The organism is Nocardia sp. CC201C, assembly GCF_030010695.1.
In the GTDB taxonomy this organism is placed as follows: domain Bacteria; phylum Actinomycetota; class Actinomycetes; order Mycobacteriales; family Mycobacteriaceae; genus Nocardia; species Nocardia otitidiscaviarum.
On sequence record NZ_JASCXP010000032.1, the window covers coordinates 1 to 16,199 of the forward strand.

Genomic DNA, 16,199 nt, shown 5'->3' on the forward strand with positions numbered 1-16,199 from the left:
GCAGTGGATTTCGCCTCCCGGTTCGGTGTCCTAGGCGAAGTCGGAGGCGAATTCGCCCGCCGTGATCCCCGGCGGCTCAGGTGCAGAGGTCGGTCGCCTTCTGTTTGGCGACGAATTACCGGCTGGGTTGTCATGAACGCGTTGTCTTCGCTGGCTCCCAGCATCAACTTGTTCATCTGATCGGCGAATGAGTGTGCGGCGGAGGCATATTCGGTCAGAGCCGTGTGGAGCGCCGACGCGGGGCGATTAGGATCGCAGCGCTTTGCTCGACCGAGTTGCCCGCATCGGTGAGGGCCTGCGCGGCGTCGCGAATCGCGTCGGTCGAGGATTCGCGTCCTGCCTTCTCGTTGGAGCGACGCTCGAGCATGTTGATCTTCAGCTGAACCTGCAACGCTCCGGTGATGAAGGGGCCCGGTCCCCAGCATCGGCCATGATCGACATCACCGGACACTGTCCGGGTAGGGCCGTCGTGAGGCCTCGGCGGGTTCAGCTGACGGCTCGAGCACGTCGTGGACAGGAGTCTCGCGTGCGTGACCGGGCGTGATCGAACAGAATCAGGTCCGTGGTGCACAACAATGCGTGGCGGACGCCGGAATCTGGACGGCCGGGAGTGCCTGGAGCGCGGCCGACGCCGCAACCGGGGCCGTTCGAGTATCCGCCGCTCGAGAACATGCCGCATCAGCCGTTCGAGTTTCCGGCGCTGGAGGACCATCGCAATCCGTTCCAGGCGCGGTACACCGAGGTCGGTGCGGTGCCGCCGCCCCCGCCTCGACGCAACACCGCCGGGCCGCTACTCGGCGTGATCGGCGTCGTGCTGGTGCTGGCCGCCGTGGTGGTTGCCGGACTGTTCGCCCCGTCGTCGAGCGACGACACCCGCGACACCCCCTCAACCCGCCTGGCACTCTCCGTGCCGCGGACGACCTCGCCGCCGCCGGGCACCATCACAATGCCGCCTCGAACGCCCGCCACCACCGTCGCGGTACTGCCCGGATACCAGGGGGTGGAGGTGGCATCCCGGGGAGTGGCCTACGACGTGCCTGCCGAGTGGACGGTGGACAAGCCGGGCCTCATCCGCGGATTCGAGGGCGACAGCGGTCGCATGTCCGGCACCGGAACCACCGTCGACGGCAAGGACTACTGCGAGTCCTCCACGCGCACCGTCACTTTCGTCCACCGGTCGAATCAGGAAGATCCGGCTGTGGCCGCCGCCGAGGTGGCCCGGCGGGTGGCGGAACTCGGTTTCGAGGGTCCGGAATGGGGCCGCCGGACCTCCGAGGCCGCTCCGGTCACCATCCTGAGCGGTATCACCGGGCAGATGGCGGAGACCTCCGGAACCTGGACGCCGAAGAGCGCCGAGTGCGCCAGCACCCGATTCTCGGTGTACACCTTCGCCTTTCCCGGTCCGCAGCACCCCATGCTGGTGCTTACCATCGCCGCCGACCGCGAAGTCGACGGCGAGGTGACCCCGGAGTTGGCGCGCGAGATCTTCGCCAGCGTTCGGCTGATCGAGTAGCGCCCTACCCCATTTCGGGGGTGCTGCGGGTGTGATGCAGGTAACTACCGTGATCGCACCCGGCGTGATGAGGCGCCGGGGTTCGCGAGAGAGTGAGACCCACGGTGACGACCATGAAAGACAATCCGCCACCGAGCGAGCCGACGGGTGCGGTGACCACCCCGGTTCGGCGCACCAGCCTGCGACGGGTGGCGGCGGCCAGTTCGATCGGCACCACGATCGAGTTCTACGACTTCTTCATCTACGGCACCGCCGCTGCGCTGGTGTTCCCGACGGTGTTCTTCCCGGCGGCCGATCCGTCGACGGCTACCCTGGCGTCGTTCGCGACCTTCGCGGTCGCCTTCTTCGCCCGGCCGGTGGGCGCGATCCTGTTCGGCCACTTCGGCGATCGCATCGGCCGCAAGCGCACCCTGGTGTGGACGCTGCTCATCATGGGCTTCGCCACCGTCGCCATCGGGCTGCTGCCCGGGTACGACTCCGGGGCCTTCGGGCTGTTCCCCGGCGGCATCGGCATCTGGGCCCCGGTGCTGCTGGTGGCCATGCGCTTTCTGCAGGGTTTCGCGGTCGGCGGTGAATGGGCCGGCGCGACCCTGCTCACCGCGGAGTACGCGCCGCCGGGCAAGCGCGGCCTGTACGCCATGTTCCCGCAGTTGGGTCCCGCCTTCGCGTTCTTCCTGTCCAGCGGCACCTTCCTGATCGCGAGCCGCACCCTCGGCACCACCAGTGACGCCTTCCTGGATTATGGCTGGCGGATTCCGTTCATCCTGTCGTTCGCGCTGGTCGGCGTGGGACTGTGGGTGCGGCTGGCGGTCGCGGAGACACCGGTGTTCCGGGATCGGGTGCGCGAGCCCGCACCGGCCGCGCGCAGCCTGCCCTTCCTGGACGCCGTGCGGTACCAGCCCAAGGAGATCCTGATCGCGGCAGGTGCGCTGACCAGCCTGTTCTCCCTCTTCTACACGGGCACGGCCTTCCTCACCAGCTACGGCGTCGGCACCCTGAAGCTGTCCCGTGACTACATCCTCACCATGGGGATGCTCGCCGCGATCGTCTTCGGCCTGGCCACCGCCGCTTCGGCACTGTGGTCGGATCGGGTGGGCCGCCGCCGCGTCATCATGGTCTCCTGCGCCGTCGCGGTGCCCTGGACCCTGGCGCTCTTCCCGATTCTCGACATCGGCGGCCCGGCCGCCTTCGCCATCGGGTTGTTCGGCACCCTGGCCGTCTTCGGGATCGCCTATGGTCCGGCGGGTGCGCTGCTGCCGGAGATGTTCCAGGCCCGCTACCGCTACACCGGCGCGGGTATGGGCTACAACCTGGCGGGCATTCTGGGCGGCGCGCTGCCACCGCTGATCGCCACCAAACTGCTCGCCGGTCCCGGCTCGTTCTGGGTGGGCGTGCTGCTGGCGGCGCTGTCCGTGGTTAGTGTGCTGTGCACCCGGCTGATCGTGGAGACCAAGGACCGCAGCATCGACGCCTGAGCGCATCGCCCCGGCCCGTGCGGTGTTCGAGACCCATGAGGGGGCGCTCGAGCCCAGGGAACGCCGTAGCCCCTCCCGAGATCGATTCGGGAGGGGCTGCGGCGTTCTCCGAAGCCGTCAGTATTGCAACGCGAGTCGCCGCTCTGCATCGTTGCGCTCCAACGTGAACCATCTGGCAACTGTCCCTCGACGCCGACATCCGCCACGACTGCGGTTGGTCACTCGAGACGAGACGCTGGTCACTGCGTTGTCGATGTAACAAGAATCATGAATGAGGTGATCTCGGCGTCTTTCATTCAGGAGGGCATCGGCGAGTGTGATGCGCCTGGGCCGATTCTCGCCGACATGCGGCTGTGTGGCCTGCTTCTACCCCCGGCTCACGAGCCCGGCCGGGGGTGGTGTTGTCGACGAGTGGGTCGTGTTGCGGCGCGGCCTATTGGCGTAGGTGATCGCCCCGGGCTTGTCCCGGGCGTGGGCCGTGGTGGTTTGTGAGCCACTGCTGCGGGTGGTGGTGCAGGTTCACGCGGGGAGCCCGGGCGGGGTGGATACGGGTCGGGGGTGCCCACACGACACGGCCGGGATATCGCCCGCTACCGACACCGCTGCTATCGACCCCGCTGCCACCGACACTGCGGTTGCTGCTGCCACCGCCGCCGATGCCACTGCTGCTGTTGGCGAGGCGGCTGCCGCTGCCGCGTCCTAGGGTGGCCCAGCCGGTCGGGTCCTCGGCGTCCTCGGGGATCTGGGCGTGGCAGCGGTCGCAGACCAGGGTGAGGTTGTCGATGTCGGTGCGGCCACCGCGCAGCCACGGGATCATGTGGTGTACCGCGCACATCGTGGCCGGGGCTTCACAGCCGGGGCGGGTGCAGCCTCGGTCGGCGGCGATACACGCCAGCCGCTGCCACGGCGACGCCAACCGGTATCTGCCGCGCCCCAGGTGCAGCGGTAACCCCTGACCGTCGAACAGCATCAACAATGGATAGCTGCCCTCGGCCATGCGCAGGGCGTCGGGGATCGACATCACCGAACCCGACGCGGTGTGCGCGTACCCGGACCCGGCTTGCAGATCGGTCAGGCTCAAGGTCAGGACCACCGAGACGGGCACACCCCGATGACTACCGAGGTTCTGCGGGCCACCTCCCGCAGCGAGAAACGCCTTGAGCGCGTCATGATTGCGTTGCCCGGCACTACGCCGATCCCGCCGCGCGGCGGCATCGACCGCGTCTTTGTCGAGAGCCCCGGGTCCCATGCGGGGACTGGCGGGGTCTTCGGGATTGCACATGCCCGGGCGTGCCCACTTGGCTAGCACCACATCCAACAGGGCTCGCAACTGTGGGTCGAGCACGCCTTTGATCTCGCTCATGCCATCGACACGCTGCTTGCCCACCAGCAGTTCGCGGCGTCGGGCACGGTCGTCGTCGTTGGTGAGGACCCCGTCGGGGTCCAGACAGGTCAACAGCACCTGCCCGACCTTGGTCACATACTCCGGCGGCATCTGCGTGGCCGCGTGGGCGAGTTGCTGTTCGGCCTCGGCCTTGCGCTCGGCCGGGACCGCGTTCGGCACCCGCTCCATCACCCGCATGATCACCCGCGCGTGCTCGGGCGACACCACCCCTTCGGCTTGCAGGCTCGCGGTGGTCGGCAACAGTGCCGGGGTCGACTCTCCGCAGAACACGCGGGGCCGCAACGGAACCGACGCCCGCACTCGCGCTCCCGCCTCAGCGGCCGACAGGCGCAGCACATCGATCAGATAGCCCCGCATCCCCTTGGCTCCGGCGCGTTCCCACAGATGCCTGCCCTCGACCTCGGCGATCATCCGATGCGACAACGCCGCCATCCGGCACCGCACCGATTCCAATTCCCGCATCACGCCCACGAGATCGGAATCCGAGAACCCGGTGAGGTCGGTCGCGAGCAGGGTGTCCATCGCGGCCGACAACCCGGCCGCGATACCACCGCCTGGCGCGTCCCCCTCCGGATTCATCCATTGATTCTATCGCGAATTCCGTTGCGGCAGAATGGTGATAGTCATGTGATATCGACATTTTCAATGTGGTGCCGCGATGGTTTCCAGTGGGTCGTCGTTGGTCGATCTGGTTGCCTTTCCCGCTGGTCGTCTTCTCCGCGTGGCGGTCGGCGACAGTCGGCGGTCAGTCGAGTGCCGAGTAGTTCGATCTCGGATCTACGTAGGCGGTTCATCGGTAACTGCCAGCCACCCTCCTCACAATTCCCGCGAAGAATCTCCGTTTTCTGCGAATCGACGGAGGGGCCGATCACACGCCCGCCGATTCACTCGGTCGTGACCGCGACGACCGGTGCGAACGACCCGGTGAACGCCGCGTCCAGCACCGTGTCCGTGCCGACCCGGCGCACTTGGGCCGGTGCTCCGGAGCCGAGCATTCGTGCGGTTCCATCGAGCTGGATGTCGCGCAGCGTCACCGGTCCCGCCGGTCGCCCAAGCAGAATCGCGTACACCCGAGATCCCCTGCGCGTGAACATGACCGGCGTCCCGTCGGCGGTCCGCGCCGAGGAGACCTCCCACGGCCGGGTACCGTCCATCGCCTCGCCGTTCACCCGCAGCCAGGCCCCGATGGCATCCAGTCGGTGTCGCTGCTCGGGCACGATCTCCCCGGTGCCCGTAGGACCGACGTTCAGCAGCAGCGCCCCGTTGTTCGCGGCGGCCTGCACCAGGCTGGTCAGCAGTTCCTCCGGCGGCGCGTAGTCCGCGTCGGTCTCCTGCCGGTTGTATCCGAACGATCCGCCGATACCGCGGTCCTGCTGCCAGAACTTCTCCTGCACGGTGTCGAACCCGGTGTACTCCGGGGTGCGGAAGTCGCTGTGCGGCACGTCGGGCGGTGTGGTGACCCGCTCGGCCGCGCCCGGCTCGGCCAGCACCCGCCGCATGACCTGGTCGAAGATCCACCGCACGGGGCCGAGTGAGATGACCTCGCGTAGGAACGACGCCGTCTCCCACCGGTCGTTGACCACCCCGTCCGGCACGGTGTTGTAGTAGTCGGCGAACAGCGCGTTGAGCCGCTGCTGCCCGGTCGGCCAGCCGATGTCGTTCCACAGCAGATCGGGTTCGTACCGTTCGATGAGTTCCCGCACCTGCGCCTCGGCGTACTCCGGATAGCCCTCCGCGTAGGGTCCGAACGCATAGTCGCCGAGGGTCTCGACCACCGCCGGATGGAATGTCCAGTCCACGCCGCCCGAGTAGTAGAGCCCGAACCGCATCCCCTGCGCCCGCACCGCCCGCGCGAGTTCCCCCACCAGATCGCGCGTCGAATGGAATTCCGGCGCATGCGGATTCCGCACCGCGGTCGGCCACAGCGAATACCCGTCGGCATATTTGGCTGTCAACACCACATAGGACGCACCGCTCTCCCGAAACGTCCGCGCCCAGGCGTCGGGATCCCACGCGTCCAGCCCACGCTCGAACTCCAGCGCCAGATCCGCATAGTCGGCATCGCCGTACCGCTCCCGATGAAACGCGGCCGCAGGCGTCCCCGGATCCTTGATCTGATTCGCATAGTCCTCCGCATACGGACTCCGCGTCAGCGCATGCCCGTAATCCTCCCGCAGCGTCTCCGCGAACGTCCGCCCCACCGGCGCGAACCCCGGCACCGAATACGGCCCCCAATGCACCATGACCCCGAACTTCGCATCCCGAAACCACCCCGGCAACGGATGCGACCGCACCGACCCCAACGAAGCCTCATACGGCCCCGACGTGCTCATCCGAGCCTTGGCATCATCCCGCCGCCCCCACCACCACGACCCCACCCCGAGCACCGCCGCCACCACGACCGCGCACACGGTGAGCCCGGCGGTCCCGAGCATCGCGTAGCGACCGATGCGACGCGGCAACGACCTGGCCCGCGAACCCTCCCTGTTCATGCCTCGAACGTAGGCGCGCGGCCGACTGCTGTCGTCGTACCACGGGGGGACGCCGATGTAGTCCCTATTACTGAGGAACGATCCACCCCTCGGCGTCGACTACCAGAACGGACTCCTTGGTCAACGCATCGTGGTCGCCGAACTGAATGATGCTGACCGCTTCCGGCCACCGGACCGTTTGAACAGGCTGCCCGCCCCTCGTGAACAGATAGAACTCCGGCGGATAGGATTCATCGAATCCTGCGGAGGTGGGAAGGTTTTCCCAGCAGTACTCCGTCCCGGCGTTCCTGTTCAATTTCCCCGCAGTTGTGCCGGTAGATACCTGTACCATTCTGTCCCACTCGTCGGACCACCCAGCCGCACGAGTCACATCTACCATCAGGAACGGCTCGGCACTGCGGCTGAAATTCGTCAGCTCCGCATTCAGCCGCTCACCGGCTCCAAGTGGCTCGGCCCTGTCGTGCAGGTCGAATGTCGATGTGCAAACGGGCACCGCGAGATCTTCCTGCGGAGTGCTGGAGCAGCCACCGATAAAGATCGCCGCTACAGCAGCCAGTGCGGTTTTTCGAGCCTTCACCATAGCTTCGTCGCCGTTGCCGGAACGCCTCCCTTGGTAATCCGCCTGTTTGCTACTACGGGTGGGCGACTATCCAGCCGTTGCCATCGGAGGAGAGGAGGGAATCTCGCGTCAACGCGCCGTGATCACCGAACTTGAGCTCGCCGACCACATCCGGCCACGGAACTACCTGAACGGGTTCCTTGTTCTTTATGAAGAGATAGTACTCCTGCGGCCGGTATCCTTCGCCGTCGGATTCCGGCAGATTTCTCCAGCAGCTTTCTGTTTCAGCCTTGCTGTTCAGCTTGCCGTCGGTGATATTCGTCCGTACCTCGACGACGCGGTCCCAGTCCTCGGTCCATCCCGCCGCCACGGTGATGTCGCCCAGACGGTAGTTACCCTCTCGATTGCTGAAGTCCTCCAACGCCGCGTTGAAGCGGTCGCTGGAGCCAAGTGATTCGGGAACCTCGAGCAGGTCGAATATCGATTCGCATCTGGGCACCGCAAGGTCTTGCTGTGCCGTTTCGGAGCAGCCGCTCAGCCAAACAATCGCGATAGCCGCGAAAACTCCCATTCTCGTGTTGTGCATCCTCATCACCGTCCCGGGAGCGGTACGTAAGTACCAGGCTTCAGACCCGTGTCCTGCTCGGGATTCCGTTCGGACCACCGGCCCGCGTTCCCGCTACCGGTGTATTTCCGGAGATCGTGTGGCGCGGTCGCGGACATGCGTGGCCAGCGCCCGCATCTTCTCCGGTTCGCGTCGCCGGTCATCCCCACCCGCCTTCGAAACATCCTCGCCCGCAGCCCGATCCGCGGTGCCCCTGGTGACGGGTGAACTTACGCGACCGCGTTGTCGGTCGGCAATCCGAGCGGTCGGGCGATCGTCGCCGGTCAGCCACGTGTCGGATCGACCCCCGGATTTGGCGAGACCAGCGGCGTTGCCTACACTAGACCGGTTGCTCGGGCACATCTGTGTCCGCATGCGTCCGCGTGCGGCGTGTTCCGGGCCGCTGTGAATCATCCGGTCGACATGCTGTCGGCCGGACCGAGCCGAATTGTCGTAGGCCCACGACCGCCCGTGTGACGGTGCTGAATGGGAACCGCGGCGAGAAAGGTAGCGGTCAACCTATGACCATGACTGATCCGATCGCAGACTTCCTCACCCGTCTGCGCAACGCCAACTCGGCGTACCACGATCAGGTGAAGGCCCCGCACTCGAAGCTCAAGGCGAACATCGCCGAGATCCTCAAGCGCGAGGGCTACATCGCCGACTACCGCTCCGAGGATGCGGAGGTCGGTAAGACCCTGATCGTCGACCTGAAGTACGGCCCGAGCCGTGAGCGCTCCCTGCAGGGTGTGCGTCGTGTCTCGAAGCCCGGTCTCCGTGTGTACGCGAAGTCCACCAACCTGCCCAAGGTGCTCGGCGGCCTCGGCGTGGCGATCATCTCCACGTCGTCCGGTCTGCTCACTGACCGTCAGGCCAAGCAGCAGGGCGTGGGCGGCGAAGTCCTCGCCTACGTCTGGTAAGGGAGGTAGGAACAATGTCGCGTATCGGTAAGAAGCCGATCACAGTTCCCGCCGGTGTCGAGGTGACCATCGACGGCCAGCAGGTCACGGTGAAGGGTTCCAAGGGAACTCTCTCGCACGTGGTCGCCGAGCCGATCGTGGTGACCAAGGCCGAGAGCGGTGAGCTCGAGGTGGCCCGCCCGAACGACGAGCGGGAGAACCGCTCGCTGCACGGTCTGACCCGCACCCTGATCAACAACATGATCGTCGGTGTGACCCAGGGCTACGAGAAGAAGATGGAGATCTTCGGCGTCGGTTACCGCGTGCAGGCCAAGGGCTCGAACCTGGAGTTCGCCCTGGGCTACTCGCACCCGGTTCCGGTCGAGGCCCCGGAGGGCATCACCTTCGCGGTCGAGTCGCCCACCAAGTTCTCCGTGTCCGGCATCGACAAGCAGAAGGTCGGCCAGATCGCCGCGGTGATCCACGGTCTGCGCAAGCCCGATCCGTACAAGGGCAAGGGCATCCGCTACGCCGGTGAGGTCGTGCGCCGCAAGGTCGGAAAGACGGGTAAGTAAGCCATGGCACAAACTGACAACCAGAAGGCCCGGCGCAAGCCGGCCGGCACGGATGTTTCGACCGCGCGGCGTCTGTCGAAGACCCGCCGTCACTTCCGTCTGCGCAAGAAGATCGCCGGAACCACCGAGCGTCCGCGTCTCGTGGTGAACCGCTCCTCGCGGCACCTGCACGCCCAGCTGGTGGACGACTCGGCCGGCAAGACCATTGCCGCCGCGTCCACCATCGAGGCCGATGTGCGCGCGTTCGAGGGCGACAAGTCCGCCAAGAGCGCCAAGGTCGGCGAGCTGCTCGCCGCCCGCGCCAAGGCCGCCGGTGTCGAGGCGGTCGTGTTCGACCGTGGTGGTCACGACTACCACGGCCGCATCGCGGCCCTCGCCGATGCCGCTCGCGAAGGTGGGCTGAAGTTCTGATGATCAACACTGTGCACAGTGCAGGCCCCGCCTGCGTGAACGGAAGGACTGTCTGATGCCGGGACGTCAGCGGCGTGACGGCGGCAACGGACCCGCCGGACAGAACAGCAATGACCGCGACAACCGGGGTCGCCGCGGCGACCGCCGGAACGAGCAGGCGGCCGAGAAGACCAACCAGCTCGAGCGCGTCGTCGCCATCAACCGTGTCTCCAAGGTCGTGAAGGGTGGTCGTCGCTTCAGCTTCACCGCCCTCGTGATCGTGGGTGACGGCAACGGTCTGGTCGGCGTCGGCTACGGCAAGGCCAAGGAAGTTCCCGCGGCCATCCAGAAGGGTGTCGAGGAGGCTCGCAAGGGCTTCTTCCGCGTTCCCATGATCGGCTCCACCATCACCCACCCGGTTCAGGGTGAGGCGGCCGCCGGTGTGGTCATGCTGCGTCCGGCTTCGCCCGGTACCGGTGTGATCGCCGGTGGTGCGGCGCGTGCCGTGCTGGAATGCGCCGGCATCCACGACATTCTGGCCAAGTCGCTGGGTAGCGACAACGCCATCAACGTTGTGCACGCGACCGTTGCCGCGCTGAAGATGCTCCAGCGTCCGGAAGAGGTGGCCGCCCGCCGCGGTCTGCCGATCGAGGATGTCGCTCCCGCGGGCATGCTGCGTGCGCGTGCCGGACAGGGAGTCTGACATGGCTGAGCTCAAGGTGACCCAGATCAAGTCGAGCATCGGCGCCAAGGCGAATCAGCGCGAGTCGCTTCGCACCCTCGGGCTGCGCGGTATCCGCAAGTCCGTGGTTCGCGAGGACAACCCGCAGAACCGTGGCCTGATCAATGCCGTGCGCCACCTCGTTCAGGTTGAGGAGGTTTAAGGCATGACCATCAAGTTGCACCACCTGCGTCCTGCCCCGGGAGCCAAGACCGAGAAGACCCGTGTGGGTCGCGGTGAGGCGTCCAAGGGTAAGACCGCGGGCCGCGGTACCAAGGGTACGAAGGCTCGCAAGAATGTTCCCGTCCGCTTCGAGGGCGGGCAGATGCCGATCCACATGCGTCTGCCCAAGCTGAAGGGCTTCACCAACCCGTTCCGCACCGAGTACCAGGTCGTGAACGTCGGTGATATCGCCGCGAAGTTCCCCCAGGGCGGCGAGATCGGCAAGGCCGAGCTGGTCGCCGCGGGCCTCGTTCGCAAGAACGAGCTCGTGAAGGTGCTCGGCGAGGGCGAAATCGGTGTGGCCGTTCAGGTTTCCGCCGACAAGTTCTCCGGCTCCGCCAAGGAGAAGATCACCGCGGCCGGTGGCACTGCCACCGAGCTGGCCTGACGGTAGGCTGAAAACACAGCGGCACCGGACGAGTGGAGAGCTCGTCCGGTGCCACTGTTAAAGTTCAAGTGTTGTCTGCCAACACCGTCATGGGGATCGGCGTTTCCCGCAATCGCTGAAGCCATGGCCTGACCCATGTCGTTAGCCAGGAGGATCTGTGCTTTCCGCCTTCGTGTCGGCTTTCCGGACCCCGGACTTACGGCGGAAGATTCTCTTCACGCTGGGCCTCGTCGCGCTCTACCGCGTCGGTGCCGCGCTGCCTTCACCGGGCGTCGACTACCAGAACATCCAGAAGTGTGTGGATCTGGTCTCCGGTGGTGATTCCGCCGGTATCTACCAGCTCATCAACCTCTTCTCCGGCGGCGCGCTGCTGCAGCTGTCCGTGTTCGCGATCGGCATCATGCCGTACATCACCGCGAGCATCATCATCCAGCTGCTGACCGTCGTCATTCCGCGGTTCGAGGAACTGCGCAAAGAAGGCCAAGCGGGTCAGACGAAGATGACCCAGTACACCCGGTACCTGTCGATCGCGCTGGCGGTCCTGCAGGCGACGGGTCTGGTGGCGCTCGCAGCGCGCGGACAGCTGCTGCGCGGGTGCCCCGACGACATCCTGGCCGATACCTCCATCTTCGGCATGATCATCATCGTGCTGGTCATGACCGCCGGTGCGGCGCTGGTCATGTGGTTCGGTGAGCAGATCACCGAAAAGGGCGTCGGCAACGGTATGTCGCTGCTCATCTTCGCCGGTATCGCGGCGCGCATCCCGGCCGAGGGCAAGATGATCTGGGACAGCGGGTCCCACATGAAGTTCGCCCTGGTCGTGCTGGCCGCCTTCGCGGTCATCGTCGCCGTCATCTTCGTCGAGCAGGGTCAGCGCCGGATTCCGGTGCAGTACGCCAAGCGCGTGGTGGGCCGCAAGATGTACGGCGGTTCGTCGACCTATCTGCCGTTGAAGGTCAACCAGGCCGGTGTGATCCCGGTGATTTTCGCGTCCTCGCTGCTGTACCTGCCGAACCTGGTGGCGCAGCTGACGCAGGACACCTCCGGTGATCCCGCCTGGTGGCAGGAGCAGATCCAGAAGTATCTGGTCAATCCGAGCAATCCGGTGTACGTGACGATCTACTTCGCGCTGATCGTGTTCTTCACCTACTTCTACGTCGCGATCACCTTCAATCCGGAGGAGCGCGCGGACGAGATGAAGAAATTCGGCGGCTTCATTCCGGGTTACCGCCCGGGCAAGCCGACCGCGGATTATCTGAACTTCGTGCTCAGCCGCATCACCCTGCCGGGCTCCATCTACCTCGGCGCGGTGGCGGTGCTGCCGAATGTCTTCCTCAATATGGGCAATAACACCGGTGTGCAGAACTTGCCGTTCGGCGGTACTGCGGTGCTGATCATCGTGTCCGTCGGCCTCGATACGGTCAAGCAGATCGAGAGCCAGCTGATGAATCGAAATTACGAAGGGTTCCTCAAGTGAGAGTTGTTCTGCTCGGACCGCCGGGGGCTGGCAAGGGTACGCAGGCCGTTCTGCTGTCGGAAAAGCTGGGTGTGCCGCACATCTCCACCGGGGATCTCTTCCGCGCCAACATCAGCCAGCAGACCGCGCTGGGCCGCGAAGCGCAGAAGTACATGGACGCCGGGAACCTGGTTCCCAGCGATGTCACCAATCGCATGGTCGAGGCCCGCATCGCCGAGCCGGACGCGGTGAACGGCTTCGTGCTGGACGGCTACCCGCGCACCGTCGATCAGGCGGAGGCGCTGGAGAAGATGCTGACCCAGGCCGACAAGAAGCTGGACGCGGTGCTCTGCTTCGTGGTCGCCGAGGACGTGGTGGTGGAGCGCATGCTCGCCCGCGGCCGCGACGACGACAACGAGGAGACCATCCGCAACCGGATGCGCGTCTACCGCGAGGAGACCGAGCCGCTGCTCGAGCATTACGACGGGCTGGTGGTGACGGTGGAGGGCGTCGGCGAGATCGACGACGTGAACGCACGGGCGCTCAAAGCGCTGGGTCGCTGAATGGTCTTCGGGCGCAAGCACAAGAAGGTGGTGCCGTTCCGCACCGCCGGTGAACTGGACGCCATGGCGGCGGCCGGCGCTGTCGTCGGCCGCGCCCTGGTGGCGGTGCGTAACGCCGCCAAGCCCGGGGTCTCCACCCTGGAGCTGGACGAGGTGGCCGAGCAGGTGATCCGCGAGGCCGGGGCGATCCCGTCGTTCAAGGGTTACCACGGCTTCCCCGGCTCCATCTGTTCATCGGTGAACGACCGGGTGGTGCACGGCATCCCGTCGACCGAGGATGTGCTGGCCGAGGGTGATCTGGTGTCCATCGACTGCGGTGCGATCCTCGACGGCTGGCACGGCGATTCGGCGTGGACCTTCGGTGTCGGCAGCCTCATCGAGGCCGACCGGCTGCTGAGCGAGGCCACCAAGATGTCCATGGAGGCCGGGATCGCCGCCATGGTGGCGGGCAACCGCCTCACCGACGTTTCGCACGCCATCGAACTCGGTACCCGCGCCGCCGAGGCCGAACACGGCCGCGCCTATGGCATCGTCGACGGCTACGGCGGCCACGCCATCGGCCGCGAAATGCATATGGACCCGTTCCTCCCCAACGAGGGCAAGCCCGGTAAGGGTCCGCAGTTGGTGGTCGGTTCGGTCCTGGCCATCGAGCCCATGCTCACCCTCGGCACCACGGAAACCAAGACCCTGGAAGACGACTGGACCGTGGTCACCACCGACGGCTCCCGCGCCGCCCACTGGGAGCACACGGTCGCCGTCACCGAGGACGGCCCCCGCATCCTGACTCTGCGCCCGGAGTAATCCCCACGGCTATTCGTGCCGCCTCGTGTCGAGGTGGCCCGTCTCTGCGGTGGATCCCAGGCACCAGGCGTTCCTACCGGTGGTAGCATCAAAGTATGAAGCTGAGTGTGAGCCTGACCGAAGAGGATCTGGCGACGCTCGATGCGGAAGTGTGTCGAGCCGGGCTGCCTGGCCGATCCGCCGCTGTGCAGAAGGCGATCGCGCTCCTGCGCGCCCGTGCGCTGGAGGATGCCTACGAGCAGGCGTGGGACGAGTGGGAAAGTTCTGACGAGGAGTCTGTGTGGTCGGCTGCTGCTGATGACGGGCTGGCGTGATGCGGCGCGGGGATATCGTACTGGTGGACTTCGATCCGGTTCGGGGCAACGAGGTCGCCAAGCGGCGTCCAGCCGTTGTCGTCAGCAATGATGGCGCCAACCGGCGGGCGGTGGAGCTGGGCCGTGGCGTCGTGACGGTCGTACCGGTCACCAGCAACGTCGAGAAGACATTCCCCTTTCAAGTTCTACTCGAAGACGTTCCAGGTTTGCGGGTGCCCTCGAAGGCTCAAGCCGAACAAGTGCGGTCGGTATCCGTGGAGCGGGTCGGCCGAGTTCTGGGTCGCCTTCCCGCAGGTACGGTGACAAGGCTGGATCGGGCACTCAGGCTGCATTTGAACCTCTGAGCTGTTGCGCCACCGTACCCCTCCGCCGCGCCCATCCCGCATTACCGGCCGGCAGGGAAATGGCCAGCCGCTCAGCGGACCATCTCCGCGGCGGCCGCCGACGCCGGACGCGATCCGGCGGCGATCACCCGCATGGCACAGTTGGTCGGCACCATTACCGACGCCCCCGGCCCGGTGACGCTGCGCGGCGAGGAGCCCATCCGCACCGATGCCGCCGGCTGGTCCCGCATCCTGGCGGACCTGGCCCGTGAGTCCGGATTCGACACCTTCGTCTACTGGCCCGAATCCGAGGACGAGACGCAGCTGCGCCGCTGGATCTCCGAGGTGGTGCCCGCCACCGGGACCTGTGTGCCTGAATCTCCGGGGCCTAGAACCGGATATGCCGGATGCCCACTCCGGCCCGCCGCAGCCTGGCACGGAGTCGGCCGTCGGAATTCGGCGTGAGCCGGAGTCCGCAGGATTCGGCTATTCGATCGGCCACCTGCGTGACCCCGATGTCGTCGGTGTGAATGTGGTCGGCGAACTCGGTGTCTCGGAGCGCGTCCAGGCAGCGGTCCACATTGGCGGCGGCGAAGGTGTCGCCGCGCAGACCGAGTCGGATCAGGGAACGCTCCCGCAGGCGCTCGAGGACGGTTTCGCGACTGGCCAACAGCGCGAAGTGCTTGACGTCATGGCCGGTTTCGCGCAGTCGGCCGACCGTCTCGGCGAAGTAGGCCGGGTTCACTACGGTCATCGGGGCAATGACGGGTCCGTCGTGCTCGTTCAGCACCAGATCCAACACCTCGAACACCCCCTGTCGCCAGGCGGGCAGGTCCTGGAAGTCGCCGCGCAGCGCGCGTGGCATGGTCCGGTGCAGCCCGAACCCGACCATTTCCGGATCGCACACCACACTGCCGGGCAGGCGGCGATGGAGTTCGTATGCGGTCTGGGTCTTGCCGCCCCCGAAGGGGCCGTTGATCCACACGAGCATGACCGCCACAGTACCGAGGGAACGGGTTGCCGCGCGGTCACGCCGAATCCGGGGTCAGCCTTCCAGCAGCAGCGTGACCGGGCCGTCGTTGACCAGCTCCACCTGCATATGCGCGCCGAACCGCCCGGTCGCGACCGTCGCACCGAGTTCACGCAGGGTGGTGGCGAAGGCGTCGACCAAGGGTTCGGCCACCGATCCCGGAGCAGCGGCCGACCAGGAGGGCCGACGACCCTTGGCGGTGTCGGCGTAGAGGGTGAACTGACTGATGACGAGAATGGGCGCGTCGAGATCAGCGGCGGAGCGTTCACCATCGAGAATACGCAGCCGAAACAGCTTGTCGGCCAGAGCTTTCGCGGTGGCCCCGGTATCGCTGTGGGTGACGCCGACGAGCGCGACCAGGCCGTGCGGCGCACCGTGCCCGGCCGGATCGATCCGACCCACCACCTCACCGTCGACGGAGACCGCCGCCGAACTCACCCGCTGCACCAGTACTCGCACGGAACCCGAT

General features: G+C 66.3%; 21 protein-coding genes. 13 read left to right on the forward strand and 8 right to left on the reverse strand.

Annotation, left to right across the window (positions count from 1 at the left end):
- Positions 1 to 214: 214 nt before the first annotated feature.
- A complete protein-coding gene (locus tag QK444_RS05865) occupies positions 215 to 391 on the reverse strand; it encodes a hypothetical protein (protein WP_282777840.1) in 177 nt (58 codons plus the stop codon).
- A gap of 171 nt (positions 392 to 562) precedes the next feature.
- Between QK444_RS05865 and QK444_RS05870 the strand changes: the two genes are divergently transcribed.
- Both QK444_RS05870 and QK444_RS05875 read left to right on the forward strand, forming a co-directional pair.
- Positions 563 to 1,513, forward strand: coding sequence for a hypothetical protein (locus QK444_RS05870; RefSeq protein WP_282777842.1), 951 nt, complete (start codon positions 563 to 565; stop codon positions 1,511 to 1,513).
- Between the two features lie 113 nt (positions 1,514 to 1,626).
- Positions 1,627 to 2,988, forward strand: coding sequence for an MFS transporter (locus QK444_RS05875; RefSeq protein ID WP_282777844.1), 1,362 nt, complete (start codon positions 1,627 to 1,629; stop codon positions 2,986 to 2,988).
- A gap of 433 nt (positions 2,989 to 3,421) precedes the next feature.
- Here QK444_RS05875 and QK444_RS05880 read toward each other — a convergent pair whose 3' ends face one another.
- The 4 genes from QK444_RS05880 to QK444_RS05895 form a co-directional block, all read right to left on the reverse strand.
- On the reverse strand, positions 3,422 to 4,972 hold the full coding sequence (locus QK444_RS05880) for an HNH endonuclease signature motif containing protein (RefSeq protein ID WP_282777846.1): 1,551 nt from the start codon (positions 4,970 to 4,972) through the stop codon (positions 3,422 to 3,424).
- A 305-nt stretch (positions 4,973 to 5,277) separates the two neighbouring features.
- A complete protein-coding gene (locus tag QK444_RS05885; protein WP_282777848.1) occupies positions 5,278 to 6,885 on the reverse strand; it encodes an alpha-L-fucosidase in 1,608 nt (535 codons plus the stop codon).
- A gap of 67 nt (positions 6,886 to 6,952) precedes the next feature.
- A complete protein-coding gene (locus QK444_RS05890; RefSeq protein WP_282777850.1) occupies positions 6,953 to 7,465 on the reverse strand; it encodes a hypothetical protein in 513 nt (170 codons plus the stop codon).
- A gap of 52 nt (positions 7,466 to 7,517) precedes the next feature.
- Positions 7,518 to 8,030, reverse strand: coding sequence for a hypothetical protein (locus QK444_RS05895; RefSeq protein ID WP_282777852.1), 513 nt, complete (start codon positions 8,028 to 8,030; stop codon positions 7,518 to 7,520).
- Between the two features lie 539 nt (positions 8,031 to 8,569).
- Here QK444_RS05895 and rpsH point away from each other — a divergent pair.
- The 11 genes from rpsH to QK444_RS05950 all read left to right on the forward strand — a co-directional run bounded on the left by rpsH (position 8,570) and on the right by QK444_RS05950 (position 14,721).
- Positions 8,570 to 8,968 carry a 30S ribosomal protein S8 gene (rpsH, locus tag QK444_RS05900; protein ID WP_029923644.1) on the forward strand — a complete coding sequence of 133 codons (399 nt, stop codon included), beginning with the start codon at positions 8,570 to 8,572 and terminating at the stop codon, positions 8,966 to 8,968.
- A gap of 14 nt (positions 8,969 to 8,982) precedes the next feature.
- Positions 8,983 to 9,522, forward strand: coding sequence for a 50S ribosomal protein L6 (gene rplF, locus QK444_RS05905; protein ID WP_282777855.1), 540 nt, complete (start codon positions 8,983 to 8,985; stop codon positions 9,520 to 9,522).
- A 3-nt stretch (positions 9,523 to 9,525) separates the two neighbouring features.
- The gene (gene rplR, locus QK444_RS05910) at positions 9,526 to 9,933 is read left to right on the forward strand and encodes a 50S ribosomal protein L18 (protein WP_029923646.1); all 408 of its coding nucleotides are present in this window, start codon (positions 9,526 to 9,528) and stop codon (positions 9,931 to 9,933) included.
- 55 nt (positions 9,934 to 9,988) lie between these two features.
- On the forward strand, positions 9,989 to 10,615 hold the full coding sequence (gene rpsE, locus QK444_RS05915; protein WP_029923647.1) for a 30S ribosomal protein S5: 627 nt from the start codon (positions 9,989 to 9,991) through the stop codon (positions 10,613 to 10,615).
- Position 10,616: 1 nt separating this feature from the next.
- Positions 10,617 to 10,796, forward strand: coding sequence for a 50S ribosomal protein L30 (rpmD, locus tag QK444_RS05920; protein WP_029923648.1), 180 nt, complete (start codon positions 10,617 to 10,619; stop codon positions 10,794 to 10,796).
- 3 nt (positions 10,797 to 10,799) lie between these two features.
- Complete coding sequence (rplO, locus tag QK444_RS05925) at positions 10,800 to 11,243, forward strand: 50S ribosomal protein L15 (protein ID WP_029923649.1); 444 nt, start codon at positions 10,800 to 10,802, stop codon at positions 11,241 to 11,243.
- 157 nt (positions 11,244 to 11,400) lie between these two features.
- Complete coding sequence (secY, locus tag QK444_RS05930) at positions 11,401 to 12,720, forward strand: preprotein translocase subunit SecY (RefSeq protein WP_282777859.1); 1,320 nt, start codon at positions 11,401 to 11,403, stop codon at positions 12,718 to 12,720.
- Positions 12,717 to 13,262 (forward strand): adenylate kinase, encoded by a 546-nt coding sequence (locus QK444_RS05935; protein ID WP_282777861.1) that lies wholly within the window; start codon positions 12,717 to 12,719, stop codon positions 13,260 to 13,262. The genes secY and QK444_RS05935 overlap by 4 nt, the downstream gene beginning before the upstream one ends.
- Complete coding sequence (gene map, locus QK444_RS05940) at positions 13,263 to 14,063, forward strand: type I methionyl aminopeptidase (RefSeq protein WP_282777863.1); 801 nt, start codon at positions 13,263 to 13,265, stop codon at positions 14,061 to 14,063.
- A 95-nt stretch (positions 14,064 to 14,158) separates the two neighbouring features.
- Positions 14,159 to 14,377 (forward strand): ribbon-helix-helix protein, CopG family, encoded by a 219-nt coding sequence (locus tag QK444_RS05945; RefSeq protein WP_282777865.1) that lies wholly within the window; start codon positions 14,159 to 14,161, stop codon positions 14,375 to 14,377.
- A complete protein-coding gene (locus QK444_RS05950) occupies positions 14,374 to 14,721 on the forward strand; it encodes a type II toxin-antitoxin system PemK/MazF family toxin (RefSeq protein ID WP_282777867.1) in 348 nt (115 codons plus the stop codon). Before QK444_RS05945 ends, QK444_RS05950 begins: the two co-directional genes overlap by 4 nt.
- A gap of 71 nt (positions 14,722 to 14,792) precedes the next feature.
- Here the strand turns inward: QK444_RS05950 and QK444_RS05955 are convergent, their stop codons facing one another.
- From QK444_RS05955 to dtd, 3 genes are all read right to left on the reverse strand, one after another.
- Positions 14,793 to 14,951: a hypothetical protein gene (locus tag QK444_RS05955; protein ID WP_282777869.1), complete on the reverse strand. Its 159-nt coding sequence runs from the start codon at positions 14,949 to 14,951 to the stop codon at positions 14,793 to 14,795.
- Between the two features lie 137 nt (positions 14,952 to 15,088).
- Positions 15,089 to 15,691, reverse strand: coding sequence for an AAA family ATPase (locus QK444_RS05960; RefSeq protein ID WP_282777871.1), 603 nt, complete (start codon positions 15,689 to 15,691; stop codon positions 15,089 to 15,091).
- A gap of 54 nt (positions 15,692 to 15,745) precedes the next feature.
- Positions 15,746 to 16,189, reverse strand: coding sequence for a D-aminoacyl-tRNA deacylase (dtd, locus tag QK444_RS05965; protein ID WP_029923655.1), 444 nt, complete (start codon positions 16,187 to 16,189; stop codon positions 15,746 to 15,748).
- Positions 16,190 to 16,199: the final 10 nt, after the last annotated feature.

What these genes read in the sequence shown, in the direction of transcription:
- QK444_RS05875 (WP_282777844.1), top strand. Translation starts at nt 1,627, where the DNA reads ATGAAAGACAATCCGCCACCGAGCGAGCCGACGGGTGCGGTGACCACC.
- QK444_RS05880 (WP_282777846.1), bottom strand. Translation starts at nt 4,972, where the DNA reads ATGAATCCGGAGGGGGACGCGCCAGGCGGTGGTATCGCGGCCGGGTTG.
- QK444_RS05885 (WP_282777848.1), bottom strand. Translation starts at nt 6,885, where the DNA reads ATGAACAGGGAGGGTTCGCGGGCCAGGTCGTTGCCGCGTCGCATCGGT.
- QK444_RS05890 (WP_282777850.1), bottom strand. Translation starts at nt 7,465, where the DNA reads ATGGTGAAGGCTCGAAAAACCGCACTGGCTGCTGTAGCGGCGATCTTT.
- QK444_RS05895 (WP_282777852.1), bottom strand. Translation starts at nt 8,030, where the DNA reads ATGCACAACACGAGAATGGGAGTTTTCGCGGCTATCGCGATTGTTTGG.
- rpsH (WP_029923644.1), top strand. Translation starts at nt 8,570, where the DNA reads ATGACCATGACTGATCCGATCGCAGACTTCCTCACCCGTCTGCGCAAC.
- rplF (WP_282777855.1), top strand. Translation starts at nt 8,983, where the DNA reads ATGTCGCGTATCGGTAAGAAGCCGATCACAGTTCCCGCCGGTGTCGAG.
- rplR (WP_029923646.1), top strand. Translation starts at nt 9,526, where the DNA reads ATGGCACAAACTGACAACCAGAAGGCCCGGCGCAAGCCGGCCGGCACG.
- rpsE (WP_029923647.1), top strand. Translation starts at nt 9,989, where the DNA reads ATGCCGGGACGTCAGCGGCGTGACGGCGGCAACGGACCCGCCGGACAG.
- rpmD (WP_029923648.1), top strand. Translation starts at nt 10,617, where the DNA reads ATGGCTGAGCTCAAGGTGACCCAGATCAAGTCGAGCATCGGCGCCAAG.
- rplO (WP_029923649.1), top strand. Translation starts at nt 10,800, where the DNA reads ATGACCATCAAGTTGCACCACCTGCGTCCTGCCCCGGGAGCCAAGACC.
- map (WP_282777863.1), top strand. Translation starts at nt 13,263, where the DNA reads ATGGTCTTCGGGCGCAAGCACAAGAAGGTGGTGCCGTTCCGCACCGCC.
- QK444_RS05945 (WP_282777865.1), top strand. Translation starts at nt 14,159, where the DNA reads ATGAAGCTGAGTGTGAGCCTGACCGAAGAGGATCTGGCGACGCTCGAT.
- QK444_RS05955 (WP_282777869.1), bottom strand. Translation starts at nt 14,951, where the DNA reads ATGCGGGACCAGCCGGCGGCATCGGTGCGGATGGGCTCCTCGCCGCGC.
- QK444_RS05960 (WP_282777871.1), bottom strand. Translation starts at nt 15,691, where the DNA reads ATGCTCGTGTGGATCAACGGCCCCTTCGGGGGCGGCAAGACCCAGACC.